The following is an 18061-nucleotide window of genomic DNA, read 5'->3' on the forward strand; positions in this document are numbered from 1 at the left end:
AAACTCTTACAAAAAATCAAAAAATTTCTTCACATCTTCTACATACCCATGCTTTTCAATTAAACTAGTTAAGAGTTCTAGATTGTGCCCCTGATAGTTATCGTCACGACGTAGCTCTTCATACATTTCGATAAAGGGAAGCCCCTTGGACTTGGCCAATTCTAACTCCGCTTCATAATCATAAGCGACTTTACGAAATAGGATATTTACCAATTCCCCATCTTCAACTTCTATCACGGCATACTGGGCACGGTGATTTTTTAACGCCTCCCAATTAAAATAAGGCATGCCAATCGACCCTGGATTGATGATTTGTTGCCCTTGACTGCCATAACGAAGTAACTGCTTGTGAACATGACCATAGACCGCCACGTCGGTTTCCGCATCTAGCAGCTGGTCAAATTTTTCTGTATCATTCTCAACTAGCAAGTCACCACCATAGTTCTTATTTGGCAAATTATGAGAGATAGAAAAGCGCAATCCCTCAACTTCTTTCTTTTCCAGCAAAGGCAAGCTTCGTAGCCAGACAATCGTTGCAGGATCCATTCGCTCCATCAAAAACTGGGTCAATCGCATGAGCTGGACTTCCTGTGGGTCTTCTAAGCCATATTGCCCATCTAAAGCCTCAAGGACACAATCATCCCAATTGCCTCGAACATTTGCCGTGATAGGAAGATCCTTTAGCAGGGCTACCAAGTCATTTGCACCTGGACCAGGAAGAAAAATATCTCCCAGAAGCCAGTATTCACTGACTCCTTGATTTTTAGCATCTGCAATCACTGCTTCTAAAGCCGTCGCATTGCCATGAATATCTGATAAAATTGCGATTTTATGGTTCATGATGGTTTCCTTCCGTTTGGTAATCTACTCTTTCTTCCGCCACTTGAGCTAATTCCACTTCTTCCTGCGAGTTCAACTTTCTTTGCACAGCTTCTGCGACAAGTATTGGTACTCCAACTTCGACAATCTCATCCACACTGGCTTCCTTGATTTTGGTCAGAGACTTGAAATGCTTCATGAGATTCTGCTTGCGTTTAGGCCCCAGACCTTCAATTCCATCCAATTGTGATGAAAAGGAATTTTTGGAGCGTAGTTGACGGTGGAAGGTAATGGCAAAGCGGTGCACCTCATCTTGGATGCGTTGAAGGAGGAAAAATTCCTGAGAATTGCGAGACAACTCTACCACCTCAAGTGGATCACCGAAGAGCAATTCATGGGTTTGGTGCTTATCATTCTTTTGCAAACCTGCAATTGGAATATCCAAGCCCAGCTCCTCTTGAATGACCTGCTTAGCAATATTGACCTGACCTTGCCCCCCATCAATCACAATCAAATCTGGCGGAGTCAAAGCCTCACGTTGTACTCGGCCATAACGTCTGCGGATAACCTCACGCATACTAGCATAGTCATCTGGACCGACAACCGTTTTTATCTTGTACTTACGATAATCTTTCTTACTCGGTTTGCCATTGACAAAGACCACCATTGCTGAAACAGGACTAGTTCCCATGATGTTAGAGTTATCGAAGGACTCGATACGAACTGGGGTTGGGATTTGGAGTAAGCGTCCTAGATTTTCAATAGCCCCTTGGGTCTTTTCGACAGATTTCTCTAGCAGGTTGAATTTCTGCTCTAGGCTGACTCGAGCATTCTTTATAGCCAAATTGACCAGTTGCTTTTTCTCTCCACGCTGGGGTTTGAGAATCTTGGAATCCACCAAGGCTTTAACGGCTTCTTCGTCAATATCCTGCGGAATCAGTACCTCATTGGGAACCAGGTGAGATTTTTCTTGATAGAACTGTCCCACATAGGTCAAGAAATCTTCGTCTGGATCATTGTAATAGGGGAAAAGATTGACATCGCGCTCAATAAGCTTGCCTTGGCGGACAAAGAAAACCTGCACACACATCCAGCCCTTGTCCACATAGTATCCAAAGACATCACGGTTTTGGAGATCCTTAGCCATGACCCGTTGCTTGGTTCGAAGCGTTCCAATGGCCTGAATCAGGTCACGGTATTCCGCTGCACGTTCAAACTCCATACTTTGTGCTGCGGATGCCATCTTGCCCTTGAGGTCATCGATGATTTTGTCATCCTGTCCTTTTAAGAAGTCAGAAACCTCCTGAGCCATAGACTTGAAGTAGGCCTCATCCTTCTTACAGATAGTGTGGGCCATACATTGACCGATATGGTAGTAAAAACAAACCTTAGACGGTGGATTAGTACACTTTCTAAAAGGGAAAATTCGATCCAGTAATCGCTTGATTTCATTGGCTGCCCCCACATCGGGGTAAGGTCCAAAATAAAGACCTCCATCCTTTTTGACCTGTCGGGTGATAATCAAACGAGGATAGCGTTCATTAGTGATTTTGATGAAGGGATAGGACTTATCATCCTTGAGCATGATATTGTACTTGGGCTTGTTTTCCTTAATCAGGTTGATTTCTAGGAGAAGTGCCTCAATATTGGACTCCGTAACGATAAATTCAAAATCTACAATTTCAGACACCAAGGCCTCTGTTTTGGTATCATGACTTCCACGGAAATAAGACCGCACGCGGTTACGCAGGTTTTTAGCCTTTCCTACATAGATAATGGTGCCGTTTTTATCCTTGTGAATGTAACAACCAGGGCTGGTCGGCAAGAGCTCTAGTTTTGATTTAATCAAGTTGTTCATAATTCCATTATAGCAAAAAAGTAGGGAAAGATAGTCCCCTACTCATTGGTCTCATATAATTTTCGAAGTCTTTCAACATCCTCTTCCTGAATACCATAAAAGGAACCCGCAGGTTGCATGACAGACTTTTCATCTGTATGGTCCAAGCCAATCGCATGCCCCAACTCATGTTCTGCCGTATGGACAATGCGCTCATAGGAATATCCATAGTTTGGATTGGACAAATAATAATGATTCAGGCGCACCGTTACAGACAAGAATTGACCCGTTAAGAGATTGGTCTGACTTTCCGCCTCTCCTGCCACAGGAGTACCTCCGTCATTCATCTCCGTAGCCAAGATATCTGCCTTGCTGGACTCAGTCACAAGTTCAAAATGAAAGGCACCAGTTTGATTCCAGTTCTGAATTGCTTCTAAATATGCCTCTTGAAAGCGTGAATCCATCTGCGGATCCAAGTAAATACGAGCAGAAGCCTGTGGCCATCTTCCTTCAGAATGCTGGTGGCTATCTGTCTGGTTCAACTTAGGCAGTTGCCCTGTTCTTTCCCATTGGTCGATACTTTGTTGACCAATTTTTACTGACCGTTCTGCTTGCTTCAGCGCCCCTTGAAAATCCCCGTTCAGATACCAGAGAAATCCAAAAGCAAGAGTACATAAAAGCAAAACAATCCAAACCAGACGCCAAAACAAACGCCAAATAAAATAAAAGAAAGCCCCTATCAAACGAAAAAGCCAACGCATATCTCTCCACCTTTCTAGCAAATAAAGTCTATTTTACTAAAACAAGCTGAAAGAAAGCTAAATACTGGCTTTTTCATCTTAACGTCCTAATATTTTTTTGAATAACTGAATAGCTTTGTATTTTAAAGGCGATGGATGATAACGGAAAGTACCTGCTTTACGTACAATATAGCCATTAAAATTTTGTTTAAAACGCAAAACACCATCACTACCATCAAAAATCCCCTGAATGCCTAGGAAGTTGTATTTAGGTATTCCACGTTTTATACTTTCCAACATAACATATTTTTGAAGCAGTGCAGGGGCATAGAACTTATTAAACTCAGTGTAAGAACCACTAAAGAGATAAGTCGTTTCCTGAGGCATATAAACAAATAAACTCCCAGCTAAAACAATATCTTCTTCTCCATATTTTTCAATCAAGTCTCTCGCTTCTGCTTTTCTAACTTCAAACGTTTCAAATTGACTAGAATATTCTCTCAGTTGATTTTGTTTTTTCTCAGAATGAGGATTTTTACTCAAATCAAGTCGCAACTTGTCCAGGATTTCTTCTAGTTTACTTTGCTCACCTTGTAATTTGTTCATATATTCCGAAAAATTCAAGGTTGCTATGAGAAACTCAGCTTGTTCTCCAAATGAATCATAAAAGTGCTCATAATATTCTAAACTTTTATCACTGTATTCTCTACGTTCAGAGGTTTCTTTTGTTATATTCTTAAAAATCGATAGTTCTTCACGTTGTAACTTTTTCAACCGAATGCCAAACGTTTCAGCCTTTTTCACCAAGGGTTTACCCTTTTTGCTAAAACTTTTAAGCAAATTCTTTTCAGTTAATTCAGTCAAATCTTTATAGTATAACCAATCTGGTTCTCCACCTGGATAACCTCTTGTCAATCCATCAAATTGATAACCTAAATCAGTCAAACCTTGAATAATACTTTTTTTCTCAGCATCTATCGGATTACCTTGGCTATCAAAAGTTTGATAAGTTTCATAAGGTTTTACAAGCAACTCTAATACACCATTTTGCTTGGCATATTCTTTTAACTCCGCATAAAAAACTGGAAGAGCATCTTGTTGGGTATAAATCGGCCCCGAATTGAGCTCCATATGCAGACCACCCAGCATGGGCAAGCTATAAACCAGAGCTGCAACTTGAATTTCTTCTGCTTGTTTCAAAGCAAGATAAACAATTCGAGCTCCTCTTTTTTCTAACAAGTCCCCCATCTGGACCGATTGCATAAAGGAACGAGAAGAAACCTGACCAGAATAAGCTTGAAACTCTTCTTTCGTGAGTGTAATTAGTGCCATATACTTACTTTCTATGTTTTTTTCTTAATGTTTTACGGAAATCAAGAGCAAGTCTTAACAGAGGATAAAGAGGATGGGTAGGCATTGTAAATTCTCCCAAATATTCTTCAATCGTTGGATTAAATTTTTCCTTAAAATGATAAAGTCCACCATTTAGAGAGTTTTCAACACCACCTAAATTTTGCCACAACATACCTCGCTCAAAGGCATAGCGAGCCGTTTCATACCAAGTTAAAATTGGTGCATTGTAACGTTTAAAATCATCATCCATACCAGCATATAGATTGACAGAGGTAGTACCAAATTCCAAACTCAAAGTAGCCGCTAACGGAATGTTTGATTTTCCCATATTCATATATCCCTGCAAGAAATCTATTTCCTCTTCTAAACGTTCTTTTTCTTTTATATTTTCCTGAATTTTTGAAGGTTTGGTTGCATCATTAAATTTTTCTGCAACTACTCTATTTTTTTCTAACTGTTCTTCTAATTCTCTTAAACGCTTAGAAACATCCAAACTCGTTAGCGTGATATAGGAATCTTCTTTGAAGTTATCTAATAATTTTTTATAATAGGCTTCGTTTCTTAAATGAATCTCTTTGCGCTTCTCAGTTTTTTTCATCAACTCCGAAAATGAATCTAATAGTTCCAGTCCACCATATTGAATTTCAAGCCCTTTGTTTCGTGCTGTTCGGATAGCTTGCCTCGTTGATTTAGAAAGTTTATCTTCTTCAAAATTTTCCTTATATATTTTCGCCTGAATACGAGGCTGAATGGTGTCATCCATCTCGATTGTCTGCCCAGACCATTCCACTCCTAATTGCCCTAAAATATCAACAATAGCAAGACTTTCAGGATATTCTCTTTTATCTTGATTGACCAAATGTTGAGATAGACAAATGCTTGGATCGAAAGTCACAAAAACCGCTCTCTTACTGCGAGCATAAGACTTAATAGACTGCAGGACAAACTTTAAAAGTTCTGTATCCCTGTAATCCAATATAGGACCTCTTGGAATATAAAACATTTTATACCCCAAAGGCAGAGATTTTATGAGAATACTAGCCACAGCCAGTAAGTTCTCCCCTTCATAGACACCAAGCCTCTCATGATTCCAATCAGATTTCACTTTTTCCCAAGCACTGCTTTGTAATACATTAGCTAATTCATGTTCTTTGACAAACTGATCATATTCTAATGTGGGAATGCCAATTTGATAACGGTACATTTCCTACTCTCTTTCCTCCAGTATTTTATTACTATTCTACTACTTTCGTTTGAAAAGTCTAGTGAAAACAGACTTCCAGCATTGTTTTAAATCCAAGAATAACTATAAATAGTGGTTCATTTATAAAAAACTAAATCAATCTCTCTTCTAATTTGAAATCAATTGGTAGGGTTGCTAAAAAACGTTCCAATTGTTTTTCCCAGTAGTACCACTCGTGGGTTCCAGCGCTATGGCTATAGGTCACATCAAATCCCAGATTTTTGAGGTTTTTCACTGCGAGATTATTGGCTTCATACAAGAAATCCTGCTCACCACACCAAGCCCACAGCTTGGTCTTTTTATCCGATTTTTTAGCCAGACTTTCAAGCGAATAGGGACTAGTTGTCCAATCTTTAATCTCTCCAAAAACACCTCTCCAGTAAACTGGTGTCCCCAGATTTTGGCTTTCAGGAGAAAAATCTTGAAAACTAAGAGCGCCTGAAAAGCTAGCTGCACGAGAAAAACGATTTGTAGCAAGAGCCAGTTTAAAACAGCCGTAACCTCCCATAGAGAGACCAGCGATAAAGGTCTTTTCACGCTTGCTAGTCATATTAGGGAAGAAGCGTTTCAAAACCTGTGGCAATTCCTCTGCTAGAGCTGTGTAATAGTCAAAACCATACTGGGTATCAGTGTACCAACCGTTGCTGGTATTGGGCATGACGACTATGAGATTAGTCCCCCGAAGCAAGCGTTCTACATTGGTCCGCTTGAGCCAACTATTATGATTACCAGACATCCCGTGCAAGAGGTACAAGACGGGAACATCTTTACACTCTGGTTCTTCTACTCGATTGGCATCAGGATAGAGGACATTCACTCCCCACTCCATATCCAAAACTTGTGAGTAATACTCGATTTTCATTACTGCCATGATTTGCTCCTTCTATTTTCCGATAAGAAAAAGCCAAAACTCGGCTTTCTCTCTGTTTATTTCAAAGATTATTTCGCTTCCATCACCACTGGTAAAATAGCTGGACGACGTTTGGTTTGGTCAAAGAGATACTTGGTCAGATTATCACGAACCTTCCCTTTAAGATCTGCCCAGTCAAAGTCATCTCCTTGAAGATAGTCTTCTACCGTCTGGTTAATCAATTCTGAACTTTCACGGAGAATATCACGGCTCTTCTTGAGATAAACAAATCCGCGCGTATGAACACGAGCCTTGGCCACAATTTTCTTCTCACGACGATTAACGGTAATTGCTACGATGAAAATACCGTCCTCTGACAAGACCTTACGGTCACGAAGAACCACATTACCAACATCACCAATGGCATTTCCATCAATCAAGACATCGCCTGCCGAAACCGCTCCAGCTGGAACAAAGTCCCCATTCTCATAAGCCATGCTGGTTCCCTTTTTAGGGATAAAAATGCGTTCTGGCAACATCCCAACTGCCATAGCAGCCTTAGCATGGGCATCCAACTCACGGTATTCCCCTTGAATTGGGAAGAGATACTTGGGTTGCAAGAGATTAATCATCAACTGCAAATCACGCGCATTTCCATGACCTGACACACGCAAGCTTTGAGTGATCAGTTTGACAACCCCGCCAGCTTGGTAAATCATGTTTTCCACACGCGCCATGACTGCTTCTTTGGCGATAGACGGAGTGGTTACGATATAGACCAAGTCACCGTCCTTGATTTCCACATAACGGTGACGACCAATCGACATCTTGCGAAGACCGTTGATAGGCTCACCCATACGACCTGTCTCAAGGATAATCAACTCATGGTCCTCAAAACGAGACATATCTTTTGGCTTAATCAAAAGACTCTCGTTAGCTAGAGACAATTTCTTAAGGCGAATAGCAGTACGGACGATATTTTCAATATCGAATCCTGTCAAGACCACACGACGGCCTGTTGCATCCGCAGCGTCAAACACCTGCTGGATACGAGAGAGGTTGCTGGCTACTGCTGCAACAATGATACGACCATCCCAGTCCGAAATGGTTTGAGTGATCTCGTCCCCAACTTCACTTTCGCTAGCCACTTGGACATTGCTATCTGCATTGGCTGAATCGCTAAGAAGAGCTAGAACTCCATCACGACCGATTTCTGCCAAGCGAGCGAAGTCTGTCGCATAAGATTCACTAGCTGTCTGGTCAAATTTGAAGTCACCTGTATAAACGATACTACCTTCAGCTGTCTTCAAGACCACACCCAGACTTTCTGGAATAGAGTGGGTCGTACGGAAGAAGGACACCACAGTTCCTCCAAAATCAATCTCCGAATCCTCATCGATGACATGAAAATCATTAAATTTCTTAACTGTGTCATTTCCCTTGACAAAGAGTTTTGCCAACTCAATGGTCAGCTCAGACCCAAATACAGGTACCTTGGCTTCAGCCAAGAGATAAGGCAGAGCACCAATAGCATCCGCATGTCCGTGGGTCAAGAAGACCCCAGCGATACGATCGCTATTTTCAAAAAGGTAGTCCATATTGGGAATGACCACATCCACCCCTAGTTGTTCATTTTCAGGATATTTCAGACCTGTATCCAAAACGAAAATAGATCCATCGATTTCAGCGATATACATATTTTTCCCGTTTTCACGTACACCACCAAGTGTTGTTAAACTGATATTACTCATTTTTCCTCCGAAAGCTTAATTTATTTTGATTATAGGGTTACTTGCCCTTTTATTCTAAAAGCACTACTTTTAGCCGAATCTTTTCCTACCATTATACCATTTTTTTGATGATTTTCAAAATGAAGATTTGTTTTCAAAAAAGAGCTGGTTTCCCAACTCTTTCCTATCTGCTATTCTTTTTCCATTAAAAAGTCATAAATTTCTTGCACAGTACCCAGCGCCATCATTTCTTGGTCTTTAACGGTTTGTTTGAGATTTTGGTAAATCTGACTTTCTCCTATCTCCCGCTTTGGTGCCTCTTTATTGACTGTCATGACCCCATCTTTGATTGTCACAAAACCTAGTTCTTCAAACACTTGAATCATCTTGACCAGCAAGATTTGTTGAATATTGAGATAAGTCGCCAAATCCTTCAGTTTGTAGCGAATATCAAACTCAGGAAATTGGTAGATGGTCTTGTACAATTTGGCAAACTGCTCTCTAGTCCCATACCCTGTCAGATAGTAGGCCTTGTCAATATCATTTTTGAAATAAACAGTAGAAAAATTCTGCTCCTGAAAAATGGTCTTCAGCTGAGTAATATCCTCAGGAATGGTTTTTACAACCACAGCATCACTATTTACTAGATTGGGCAGTTCCCCAGCAAAATCCAAGACTGGAACCCCTTCTGGCAAGACTGCATTCTTCCCACGGATGTTAAAAAGTTGAACACCCTCCACACGCGCATCCACCATCATCAACTGGAGGGCAGTTTGGCCATTCCATTGGTTGACAGACAATTTGACTGCCAGCTCTAGCTTCTTGATTTGAGAAAACTCTGTCACCCATCTGCCTTGGCCAAAGGCCACCACTTCAAAACTCGCCTCACCTTTGGAAATTTTCAGTTTGAGATGGGCATTGCCTGCCCCCATGGTACGGGCACTTTCGACCTGAAAATCCTTGATATAAAAGACAGGTTTCTGATTGTCCATGCCAAAAGGTGCCAAACGTTCAAAACTTTTGACCATTTCAAGACTCAAAGTCTCCAAATCCAGTTCTTCATCTAAATTTAACTTGTTCTTGCCAGCAGCATCTGCGCCTTTTTCACGGACATAGTCTTCCAAGACCTGAGATAAATCTGAGAGTTTCTCCACTTCCAGCGTCATTCCTGCTGCACCAGCATGGCCACCAAAGGCGATAAAGAGGTCGCGATGGGGATCTAGGGCTTCAAAAATATCGACCGCTTCCACACTACGAGCACTACCCTTGGCACGACCGTTCTCTATATTGAGAACGATGACTGTCTGCCCTAGTTCTTCCAACAAACGACCAGCGACGATTCCCAGAACCCCAGGATTCCAGCCTTCCTTAGCCAAGACTTGGACCTTCTTCTCAGGGTCCACCATGGTCTTAGCTTCTTCATAGATAGACTGGACGATTTCCTTGCGCTCTTCGTTTTTCTGATGAATCATGAGGGCAATCTCATGGGCTTCCTCGTCGTCAAATCCAGTCAACAAATCAATGGCAGGATTGGGATCATCCAAGCGGCCCAAGGCATTCAAACGAGGGGCAATCTGGAAACCAACCGTTTCTTCTGTTACTTCGTTGGCGGCAATCCCAGCCATATCCAGCATTTCTTGTAAACCAATGCGCTGAGTATGTCCCAGCATTTCCAGACCATACTGAACCAAGATACGGTTCTCATCTGTCAAACTCACCATATCAGCGATGGTACCAATAGCGACCAAATCAAGCAATTCCACTTGTACTTCTTCTAACAGGGCACAAGCCAGCTTGAAAGCCACTCCGCAACCAGCCAAATATTTGAAAGGATAGTTCGCATCTGGATGTTCAGGGTGAACGATGGCATAGGCATCAGGCAGGGTTTCAGGCATGGAATGGTGGTCAGTCACAATGACATCTACTCCCATAGACTGGGCCAATTCAATAGCCTCGTGACCCGCAACCCCATTATCCACCGTCACAATCAAGGAAATTCCTTCTTGCTCGATAAAGTATTTATAAACACTGGCATTAGGTCCATAACCGTCGGTAAAACGATTGGGCAGATAAACCCGGCACTCAGCACCAAGCTGTTCCAAACTTTCCTTAACAATAGAAGCCGAAGTCATACCATCCGCATCATAATCACCGTAAACGAGGATATTTTCCCCTTCTTCAATGGCCTGACGAATCCGTTCCACTGCCTTGTCCATATCATGGAGCAGATAAGGGTCGTGCAAGTCCTCCAAGGAAGGTTCTAAAAACTTCTTCAGACTTTCTTGGTCCTGAATCCCTCTTTCAAATAATAACCGAGCCACCTCAGGACCCAGTCCAGCCTTCTTGGCTATCTTTGTAAAATCCGCATCTTCTACTTGCGGGGCAAACTGCCATTCATAAGTAGGTGTTATCAAAAAGACATCCACTCTTTCTAAGAATTCTATTGCTTCATTATAACATGATTTAGGCTTTTTCTCTATCCAGATTGCTTTTTTATAAAATTTTAGTGAATTTTTAAGATATGATTTGACAAGAAAAATCTTTTGGTGTAAAATCATGTTATAAAATCTAACACAAAGGAGATTCCTTATGGCTTTAGTAGAATTTGAACACGTCGAAAAATATTACGGAGACTACCATGCACTCCGCGACATCAATCTCCGTTTTGAAAAAGGGCAAGTCGTTGTCCTCCTTGGACCTTCTGGTTCTGGGAAGTCCACTCTTATCCGTACGATTAATGGTTTAGAGGCTATCGACAAGGGAAGTCTTCTAGTAAATGGTCACCAAGTTGCTGGTGCCAGCCAGAAAGATTTAGTACCGCTTCGCAAGGAAGTCGGTATGGTTTTCCAGCATTTCAACCTCTATCCACACAAAACAGTGTTAGAAAACGTAACACTTGCGCCCGTAAAAGTTCTAGGAATTGATAAAAAAGAAGCTGAAAAAACAGCCCAAAAATATCTGGAATTTGTAAATATGTGGGACAAGAAAGATTCTTATCCAGCCATGCTTTCTGGTGGACAAAAACAACGGATTGCCATCGCACGTGGACTCGCTATGCATCCTGAACTCCTCCTCTTTGATGAGCCAACATCTGCTCTTGACCCTGAAACCATCGGCGATGTTCTGGCAGTTATGCAAAAATTAGCCCACGATGGTATGAATATGATTATCGTGACCCATGAAATGGGCTTCGCCCGTGAAGTTGCTGACCGCATCATCTTTATGGCTGACGGAGAGGTTTTGGTGGATACGACAGATGTTGATGACTTTTTCGACAATCCAAGCGAACCTCGTGCCCAACAATTCCTCAGCAAAATCATCAACCACGAAAGTGACAAAGTCAAATAAGGAGGCGCCTATGAAAAAGAAATTCTTTCTATCCGCATTATTGATTAGCCTTTTCGGCCTTGCTGCTACAAAACCAGTCCAGGCTGATACTCGTGTCGCAGACATTCAAAAGAGAGGCGAGCTGGTTGTTGGTGTCAAACAAGACGTTCCCAACTTCGGCTACAAGGATCCCAAGACAGGGACCTATTCTGGTATCGAAACTGACTTGGCCAAGATGGTAGCTGATGAGCTCAAGGTCAAGGTTCGCTATGTGCCTGTTACCGCTCAAACTCGTGGACCACTTCTAGACAATGAACAGGTCGATATGGACATTGCAACCTTTACCATCACAGACGAACGCAAAAAACTCTACAACTTTACCAGTCCCTACTACACGGACGCATCTGGCTTTTTGGTCAATAAATCTGCCAAAATCAAAAGCATTGAGGACCTAAACGGAAAAACCATCGGAGTTGCCCAAGGTTCCATTACTCAGCGCTTGATTACTGAACTAGGTAAAAAGAAAGGTCTGAAGTTTAAATTCGTCGAACTTGGTTCCTACCCAGAATTGATTACTTCCCTTCATGCTCACCGTATTGATGCCTTTTCCGTTGACCGCTCGATTCTGTCTGGCTACATCAGCAAGCGCACAGTACTACTAGATGATAGTTTCAAGCCATCTGACTACGGTATCGTTACCAAGAAATCAAATACCGAGCTAAACAATTATCTTGATAACTTGGTTACTAAATGGAGCAAGGATGGCAGTTTGCAAAAACTCTATGACCGTTACAAGCTCAAACCATCTAGCCATACTGCAGATTAAGGAGGATACATCATGACAGATTTATCATCTTGGACTGCCTATTTTCAGGATTTTGGACAATTTTTCAATGGTTTCCTCTTCACTCTTGCCCTAGCAATCGGATCCTTTATCCTAGCCATGGTTTTGGGCATCTTCTTTGGAGCTATGTCAACCAGCAAACGTCCAATTTTGCGCATTTTGGCTCGCATCTTTGTAGAATTTTACCAAAACACTCCTCTCTTGGTACAGTTTGTTATCGTTTTTTATGGTCTACCTCTTATCAGTGACCATATCATCATGATTCCGATTTATTGGACGGCTGTTCTCTGCGTGGGACTCTATCACGGCGCCTATATCGCTGAGGTGATTCGCTCAGGGATTCAGTCTATTCCTAACGGTCAGATGGAGGCTGCCTTATCGCAAGGTTTTACCTATATCAGTGCCATGCGCTTGATTATCTTGCCTCAGGCCTTCCGTATCATTCTCCCTCCTTTGACCAACCAAATCGTCAACCTCATCAAGAACACCTCAACAGTCGCTATCATCTCTGGAATGGACTTGATGTTTGTGACCAAGTCTTGGTCAGCCCTTAACGGAAACTACATTCCAGCCTTTCTAGGTGCTGCCCTTCTCTACTTTGCTCTTTGCTTCCCTGTTGCCCAGTTTGGTCGCAAGATGGAGCAAGCTAACAAAAAAGCCTATTCGCTTTAGGAGGTTACTATGGAATCCATTTTAGAAGTTTTGACCCCAGATAACCTAATCTTTATCTTTAAAGGATTTAGCTTGACCCTCTATATTTCTCTGATTGCCATCGTCCTCTCTACCCTTATCGGAACGGTGCTAGCCGTCATGAGAAATGGCAAAAATCCTATCTTGCGCATCATCTCCAGCATTTACATCGAGTTTGTGCGCAACGTTCCCAACCTCCTCTGGATTTTCACCATCTTTTTGGTGTTTAAGATGAAGTCCACACCAGCTGGTATTACTGCCTTTACCCTTTTTACCTCAGCAGCCTTGGCTGAGATTATCCGTGGTGGCCTAAATGCCGTAGACAAGGGACAATACGAAGCAGGAATGTCTCAGGGATTTACTTCTGCGCAAATCCTCTACTACATTATTCTCCCACAAGCGATCCGTAAAATGCTGCCAGCCATCATTTCTCAGTTTGTAACCGTAATTAAGGATACCAGCCTCCTCTACTCTGTTATCGCCCTACAAGAACTCTTTGGAGCTAGCCAAATTCTCATGGGCCGTTATTTCGAACCAGAGCAAGTCTTCAGTCTGTATATCCTGATTGCCCTCATCTACTTCAGCTTTAACCTAGCAATTTCTAGCCTGTCTCATATGCTAGCAAAACGTTGGCAACAAGCCGCAGAATAAACAACCACTCTCCAGTTAAATTGGAGAGTTTTTTTCTACTCAATCTCCAAAAAATACTGCCAGATTTCTCTAGCAGTGTTTTGATATTTCATTTGCTTAGTAGACTGTTTTTTCAGTTTCTACATCGAAGAAGTGTGCTTTGTTCAAGTCAAATCCAAGTTCAACTGTTGCACCTGTTTGCAAGTAGTCACGAGCATCAACTTTGGCAACAAATTCATCTTTACCAACTTGGCAGTAAAGGTGAGATTCTGAACCAAGCAATTCTGATACAGAGATAGTAGCTTTGACAACTGATTCTGGGAATGTTTCAAGGAAAGCAGGTTCTGCATTCACGTCTTCTGGACGAATACCGAAGATCAATTCTTTACCTTCGTAGCCTTTTTCACGAAGAACTTTCAAAGCACCTTCTGGAACTTTCAAACGGAAACCGTCAGAAACAATTTCGCTTCCAACCAATTTCACATTGATGAAGTTCATAGCTGGGCTTCCGATGAATCCTGCTACGAATTTGTTAACTGGGTTTTTGTAAACTTCTTGAGGAGTACCGATTTGTTCTACACGTCCAATAGTACCTGTACCAGCAGGGTTCTTAGTTGCTGACATGATAACGATACGGTCTGCAAGTGTCATCGCTTCTGTTTGGTCGTGAGTTACGTAGATAGTTGTAGCTCCGATACGACGGTGGATTTTAGCGATTTCAGCACGCATTGATACACGAAGTTTGGCATCCAAGTTTGACAAAGGCTCGTCCATCAAGAACACTTTTGCATCACGGACGATGGCACGACCCATGGCAACACGTTGACGTTGACCACCTGAAAGGTCAGCTGGTTTACGTTCCAAAAATTCTTTCAATCCAAGGATTTCAGCTGCTTCTTGCACACGTTTATCGATATCTTCCTTGCTGTATTTACGCAATTTCAAACCGAAAGCCATGTTATCGTATACAGTCATGTGTGGGTAAAGAGCGTAGTTTTGGAATACCATGGCGATGTCACGGTCTTTTGGAGCTACGTCGTTGACAACCACGCCATCGATAGATGCAGTACCTTCTGTGATGTCTTCAAGACCAGCAATCATACGAAGAGTAGTTGATTTACCACATCCTGAAGGACCTACGAAAACGATAAATTCTTTGTCTTTGATGTCCAAGTTGAAGTCTTCAACTGAGTAGTGTTCGCTGTTTGGATATTTTTTGTAAATATTTTTAAGATTCAATTCTACCATGAGGTGAACTCCTTTTGTCTTTTGATAGTTTTATTATAATTGAAAACGCTTTACATTTCTATGGCAAGATGACCAAAAAAACAAAAAAGTTCTGTGCAACTTGCACAAAACTTTATAAAATATCTGGTAAAATCAACTGATAACACAGGGTAAGATCTGTCAATTCCTTCAATTGTAGCCCTGTCAATTCTTCCCATTTATCAATCTTGTATTGGAGAGAATTGCGGTGCAGATAGAGTTGTTGAGCTGTTTTTGTCAGGACTGCACTGTTTTCCCACAGTGAAAGGATGATTTCCTGAATCTGGTCCTGATCCAAAATCATCTGGTGCAGGCATTCCTTGATTGCCTTCAAGTCCACGAGTCTTTCTCCCATACTCCAAAGATAGAGCTGAGAAAAAGTATGAACACCTTGATGACCCTGACGCCACCAAGTCTTGAACAAATCGCGCTCAGCTTTGATTAAGTCTGATAGGGCTTGATGGCCTGTCTGAGACCAAACCTGACCCAACATGATTGACAGACGAAGTCCAAAGTCATACTCAACCGCTTCAATCGTATCACTTAAAATAGCTCGTACAGAAGTGTACTTATCTTGTTGCAGCACGAAAACATAATCCTGAGCTCCGACCTGAAGCACCGTCTGACAGTTAGGAAAAAGGGTCCGCATCATATCTAGCCAAGAAGCTAGATTTTCCTGCTGAAAATAGGAAAGATGGCAATAAACAAGCTGAATCTTTTTAAAAGCTTGCGGTGCCTGGCCCTTCCCCTCAATCAAAAAAGAATACCAAGGATTGAGCGAACGAGCCTGCTCCTGCTGGGTCAAAAGAGAAATCAACTGCTTCTCACGCTCGCTGAGCCCAGCTTCCTCCAGCAAAATCCACTGCTGAGAAGCTAAAGGAAGAGTTAGATAACCCTCTTTCTCTACTGGTTGGTCTGAAATCTGAGCCTCAGGAAACCAGTCTTGTAGTTCTTTTGCCATCATGTCCTAGCCCTCCACTTTTTGGATGCACCACGAAATCAAGCTCTCAAGACGTTCCAGATTTTCAGTCATATGGAGATAGCCCATCACGGCTTCAAAACCTGTGGACATACGGTAAGTCACCACATCGGCATTTTTGGCCTTGGTGTGGCTATTGGTATTACGACCACGTTTGTAGATTTCTTCTTCTTTTTCCGTCAGGACTTGCTCCTCTAACATAAGGGAAATCAGGCGAGCCTGAGCCTTGGCTGAGACATACTTGGTCGCCTCTTGGTGAAGTTTATTGGGCTTGGTCATGCCTTTGAGGATGAGGTGACGGCGAATATACATGGAATACACCGCGTCCCCCTCAAAAGCTAACGCAATCCCGTTAATGAGATTGACATCAATCACGTGTCCACCTCACTCCATCCTTGGTGTCAAGTAGCTTAATCCCTTGTTCTGCCAATTGGTCACGGATTTGGTCCGCTATGGCAAAGTCACGATTAGCACGCGCTTCTTGACGTTTTTGGATCAAGTCTTCAATCTCTACATCCAAAACTTCCTCAACAAAGACAATCCCAAAGACTTCCAACATATCCGCAAGAGCTTTCTTAACCGCTGCATTATAGTTGCCAGAGTTGATCCACTTAGCCATTTCAAAGACAACTGTGATACCATTGGCAGAGTTGAAATCCTCATCCATAGCTGCTACAAACTTGTCTTTAAAAGCTTGTAACTCTTTGACATCCACTTTTCCTGTAAATGGTTGCTCATAAGTGTTTTTCAGATACTTGAGATTGGTCTCAGCGTCTCGCACTGCTTTTTCCGTAAAGTTGATTGGCTTGCGGTAGTGTTGAGTCGCAAAGAAGAAACGAATCACTTGCCCATCGAGGGTTTTGAGGGCATCGTGCACTGTGATAAAGTTCCCCAAAGACTTGGACATCTTGACATTATCGATATTAACAAAGCCATTATGCATCCAGTAGTTAGCAAAAGTCTTGCCTGTTTTAGCTTCAGACTGGGCAATTTCATTGGTGTGGTGTGGAAACTCTAGGTCGGCTCCACCACCGTGAATATCAATGGTATCACCTAAAATCTCTGTTGACATGACCGAACACTCAATATGCCAGCCCGGACGACCAGACCCCCAAGGACTATCCCAAGAAATCTCGCCTGGCTTGGCAGCTTTCCAGAGGGCAAAGTCTACAGGATTTTCCTTACGTGCCGTTTCTTCATCGGTACGACCTGAAGCACCTAGCTCCAAGTCTTCCAAGGTTTTATTGGCCAACTTGGCATAGTTATGAGATTTTTCCACACGGAAATAGACATCTCCTTGGCTCTCATAAGCAAAACCTTTTTCAATCAAGTCTTCCACAAAGCGGATGATGTCAGCCATAAACTCCACCACACGAGGATGGCGAGTCGCAGGTTTGACGCCCAAGGTCGTCACATCCTCACGAAAGGCAGCGATGTACTTGTCCGCAACCTCCTGAGGCGTGATACCTTCTTCCTTGGCACGGTTGATAATCTTATCATCTACATCTGTAAAATTGGAAATATAGGCAACCTCATAACTACGATACTCAAAATAGCGACGAATGGTATCAAAAGCCACCGTTGAACGGGCATTCCCCACGTGGATATAGTTATACACGGTTGGCCCACAAACATACATCTTGACTTTGCCGTCCTCAATCGGGACAAATTCTCGCAAATCACGAGACATAGTGTCATAGATTTTAATCATAAAATAATAGTCAGGAAAACTAAAATCCGAGAACAGTTAGTT

16 protein-coding genes are annotated in these 18061 nt (G+C 42.3%); 4 read left to right on the top strand and 12 right to left on the bottom strand.

The annotated features are described in order from the left end of the window. Positions 1-6 precede the first annotated feature (6 nt). The 8 genes from O3650_RS02620 to recJ form a co-directional block, all read right to left on the bottom strand. A complete protein-coding gene (locus O3650_RS02620; protein WP_371491522.1) occupies positions 7-840 on the bottom strand; it encodes a metallophosphoesterase in 834 nt (277 codons plus the stop codon). Next, entirely contained in the window at positions 830-2677 is a 1848-nt protein-coding gene (gene uvrC, locus O3650_RS02625) for an excinuclease ABC subunit UvrC (RefSeq protein ID WP_371491524.1), read from the bottom strand. Before uvrC ends, O3650_RS02620 begins: the two co-directional genes overlap by 11 nt. A 38-nt stretch (positions 2678-2715) precedes the next feature. Further along, positions 2716-3417, bottom strand: a complete 702-nt coding sequence (locus O3650_RS02630) for a M57 family metalloprotease (RefSeq protein WP_371491526.1) — start codon at positions 3415-3417, stop codon at positions 2716-2718. A 78-nt stretch (positions 3418-3495) separates the two neighbouring features. Continuing rightward, positions 3496-4728: a peptidoglycan bridge formation alanyltransferase MurN gene (gene murN, locus O3650_RS02635; protein WP_371491528.1), complete on the bottom strand. Its 1233-nt coding sequence runs from the start codon at positions 4726-4728 to the stop codon at positions 3496-3498. A 4-nt stretch (positions 4729-4732) separates the two neighbouring features. Continuing rightward, positions 4733-5953 carry an aminoacyltransferase gene (locus tag O3650_RS02640; RefSeq protein WP_371491530.1) on the bottom strand — a complete coding sequence of 407 codons (1221 nt, stop codon included), beginning with the start codon at positions 5951-5953 and terminating at the stop codon, positions 4733-4735. A gap of 130 nt (positions 5954-6083) precedes the next feature. Further along, positions 6084-6863 carry an esterase family protein gene (locus tag O3650_RS02645; protein WP_261083262.1) on the bottom strand — a complete coding sequence of 260 codons (780 nt, stop codon included), beginning with the start codon at positions 6861-6863 and terminating at the stop codon, positions 6084-6086. 68 nt (positions 6864-6931) lie between these two features. Continuing rightward, positions 6932-8593 carry a ribonuclease J gene (locus O3650_RS02650; RefSeq protein ID WP_203176019.1) on the bottom strand — a complete coding sequence of 554 codons (1662 nt, stop codon included), beginning with the start codon at positions 8591-8593 and terminating at the stop codon, positions 6932-6934. Between the two features lie 170 nt (positions 8594-8763). Further along, positions 8764-10986 carry a single-stranded-DNA-specific exonuclease RecJ gene (gene recJ, locus O3650_RS02655; RefSeq protein WP_203176017.1) on the bottom strand — a complete coding sequence of 741 codons (2223 nt, stop codon included), beginning with the start codon at positions 10984-10986 and terminating at the stop codon, positions 8764-8766. A 175-nt stretch (positions 10987-11161) separates the two neighbouring features. Here recJ and O3650_RS02660 point away from each other — a divergent pair, with 175 nt between their 5' ends. The 4 genes from O3650_RS02660 to O3650_RS02675 are packed head-to-tail and all read left to right on the top strand — an operon-like array spanning position 11162 to position 14084. After that, positions 11162-11920 (top strand): amino acid ABC transporter ATP-binding protein, encoded by a 759-nt coding sequence (locus tag O3650_RS02660; protein ID WP_203176015.1) that lies wholly within the window; start codon positions 11162-11164, stop codon positions 11918-11920. A 10-nt stretch (positions 11921-11930) separates the two neighbouring features. Beyond that, positions 11931-12725 carry a transporter substrate-binding domain-containing protein gene (locus O3650_RS02665; protein ID WP_203176013.1) on the top strand — a complete coding sequence of 265 codons (795 nt, stop codon included), beginning with the start codon at positions 11931-11933 and terminating at the stop codon, positions 12723-12725. Between the two features lie 12 nt (positions 12726-12737). Further along, a complete protein-coding gene (locus tag O3650_RS02670) occupies positions 12738-13415 on the top strand; it encodes an amino acid ABC transporter permease (RefSeq protein ID WP_203176011.1) in 678 nt (225 codons plus the stop codon). Between the two features lie 9 nt (positions 13416-13424). After that, the gene (locus O3650_RS02675; RefSeq protein ID WP_203176009.1) at positions 13425-14084 is read left to right on the top strand and encodes an amino acid ABC transporter permease; all 660 of its coding nucleotides are present in this window, start codon (positions 13425-13427) and stop codon (positions 14082-14084) included. A 96-nt stretch (positions 14085-14180) separates the two neighbouring features. Here the strand turns inward: O3650_RS02675 and O3650_RS02680 are convergent, their stop codons facing one another. The 4 genes from O3650_RS02680 to cysS all read right to left on the bottom strand — a co-directional run bounded on the left by O3650_RS02680 (position 14181) and on the right by cysS (position 18019). Further along, positions 14181-15311 (bottom strand): ABC transporter ATP-binding protein, encoded by a 1131-nt coding sequence (locus O3650_RS02680; protein WP_000229952.1) that lies wholly within the window; start codon positions 15309-15311, stop codon positions 14181-14183. Between the two features lie 112 nt (positions 15312-15423). Further along, positions 15424-16293: a helix-turn-helix domain-containing protein gene (locus tag O3650_RS02685; RefSeq protein WP_101776477.1), complete on the bottom strand. Its 870-nt coding sequence runs from the start codon at positions 16291-16293 to the stop codon at positions 15424-15426. Between the two features lie 3 nt (positions 16294-16296). Continuing rightward, entirely contained in the window at positions 16297-16683 is a 387-nt protein-coding gene (locus tag O3650_RS02690) for a Mini-ribonuclease 3 (RefSeq protein ID WP_000567927.1), read from the bottom strand. After that, a complete protein-coding gene (gene cysS, locus O3650_RS02695) occupies positions 16676-18019 on the bottom strand; it encodes a cysteine--tRNA ligase (protein WP_261074413.1) in 1344 nt (447 codons plus the stop codon). The genes O3650_RS02690 and cysS overlap by 8 nt, the downstream gene beginning before the upstream one ends. Positions 18020-18061 lie beyond the last annotated feature (42 nt).

Source organism: Streptococcus sp. 20925_1_24 (genome assembly GCF_041432335.1).
Classification (GTDB): Bacteria; Bacillota; Bacilli; order Lactobacillales; family Streptococcaceae; genus Streptococcus; species Streptococcus mitis_BM.

Bases quoted from the DNA above. Each gene is read 5' to 3' on its own strand.
- O3650_RS02620 (WP_371491522.1), bottom strand. From the start codon at position 840: ATGAACCATAAAATCGCAATTTTATCAGATATTCATGGCAATGCGACG.
- uvrC (WP_371491524.1), bottom strand. From the start codon at position 2,677: ATGAACAACTTGATTAAATCAAAACTAGAGCTCTTGCCGACCAGCCCT.
- O3650_RS02630 (WP_371491526.1), bottom strand. From the start codon at position 3,417: ATGCGTTGGCTTTTTCGTTTGATAGGGGCTTTCTTTTATTTTATTTGG.
- murN (WP_371491528.1), bottom strand. From the start codon at position 4,728: ATGGCACTAATTACACTCACGAAAGAAGAGTTTCAAGCTTATTCTGGT.
- O3650_RS02640 (WP_371491530.1), bottom strand. From the start codon at position 5,953: ATGTACCGTTATCAAATTGGCATTCCCACATTAGAATATGATCAGTTT.
- O3650_RS02645 (WP_261083262.1), bottom strand. From the start codon at position 6,863: ATGGCAGTAATGAAAATCGAGTATTACTCACAAGTTTTGGATATGGAG.
- O3650_RS02650 (WP_203176019.1), bottom strand. From the start codon at position 8,593: ATGAGTAATATCAGTTTAACAACACTTGGTGGTGTACGTGAAAACGGG.
- O3650_RS02660 (WP_203176015.1), top strand. From the start codon at position 11,162: ATGGCTTTAGTAGAATTTGAACACGTCGAAAAATATTACGGAGACTAC.
- O3650_RS02665 (WP_203176013.1), top strand. From the start codon at position 11,931: ATGAAAAAGAAATTCTTTCTATCCGCATTATTGATTAGCCTTTTCGGC.
- O3650_RS02670 (WP_203176011.1), top strand. From the start codon at position 12,738: ATGACAGATTTATCATCTTGGACTGCCTATTTTCAGGATTTTGGACAA.
- O3650_RS02675 (WP_203176009.1), top strand. From the start codon at position 13,425: ATGGAATCCATTTTAGAAGTTTTGACCCCAGATAACCTAATCTTTATC.
- O3650_RS02680 (WP_000229952.1), bottom strand. From the start codon at position 15,311: ATGGTAGAATTGAATCTTAAAAATATTTACAAAAAATATCCAAACAGC.
- O3650_RS02685 (WP_101776477.1), bottom strand. From the start codon at position 16,293: ATGATGGCAAAAGAACTACAAGACTGGTTTCCTGAGGCTCAGATTTCA.
- cysS (WP_261074413.1), bottom strand. From the start codon at position 18,019: ATGATTAAAATCTATGACACTATGTCTCGTGATTTGCGAGAATTTGTC.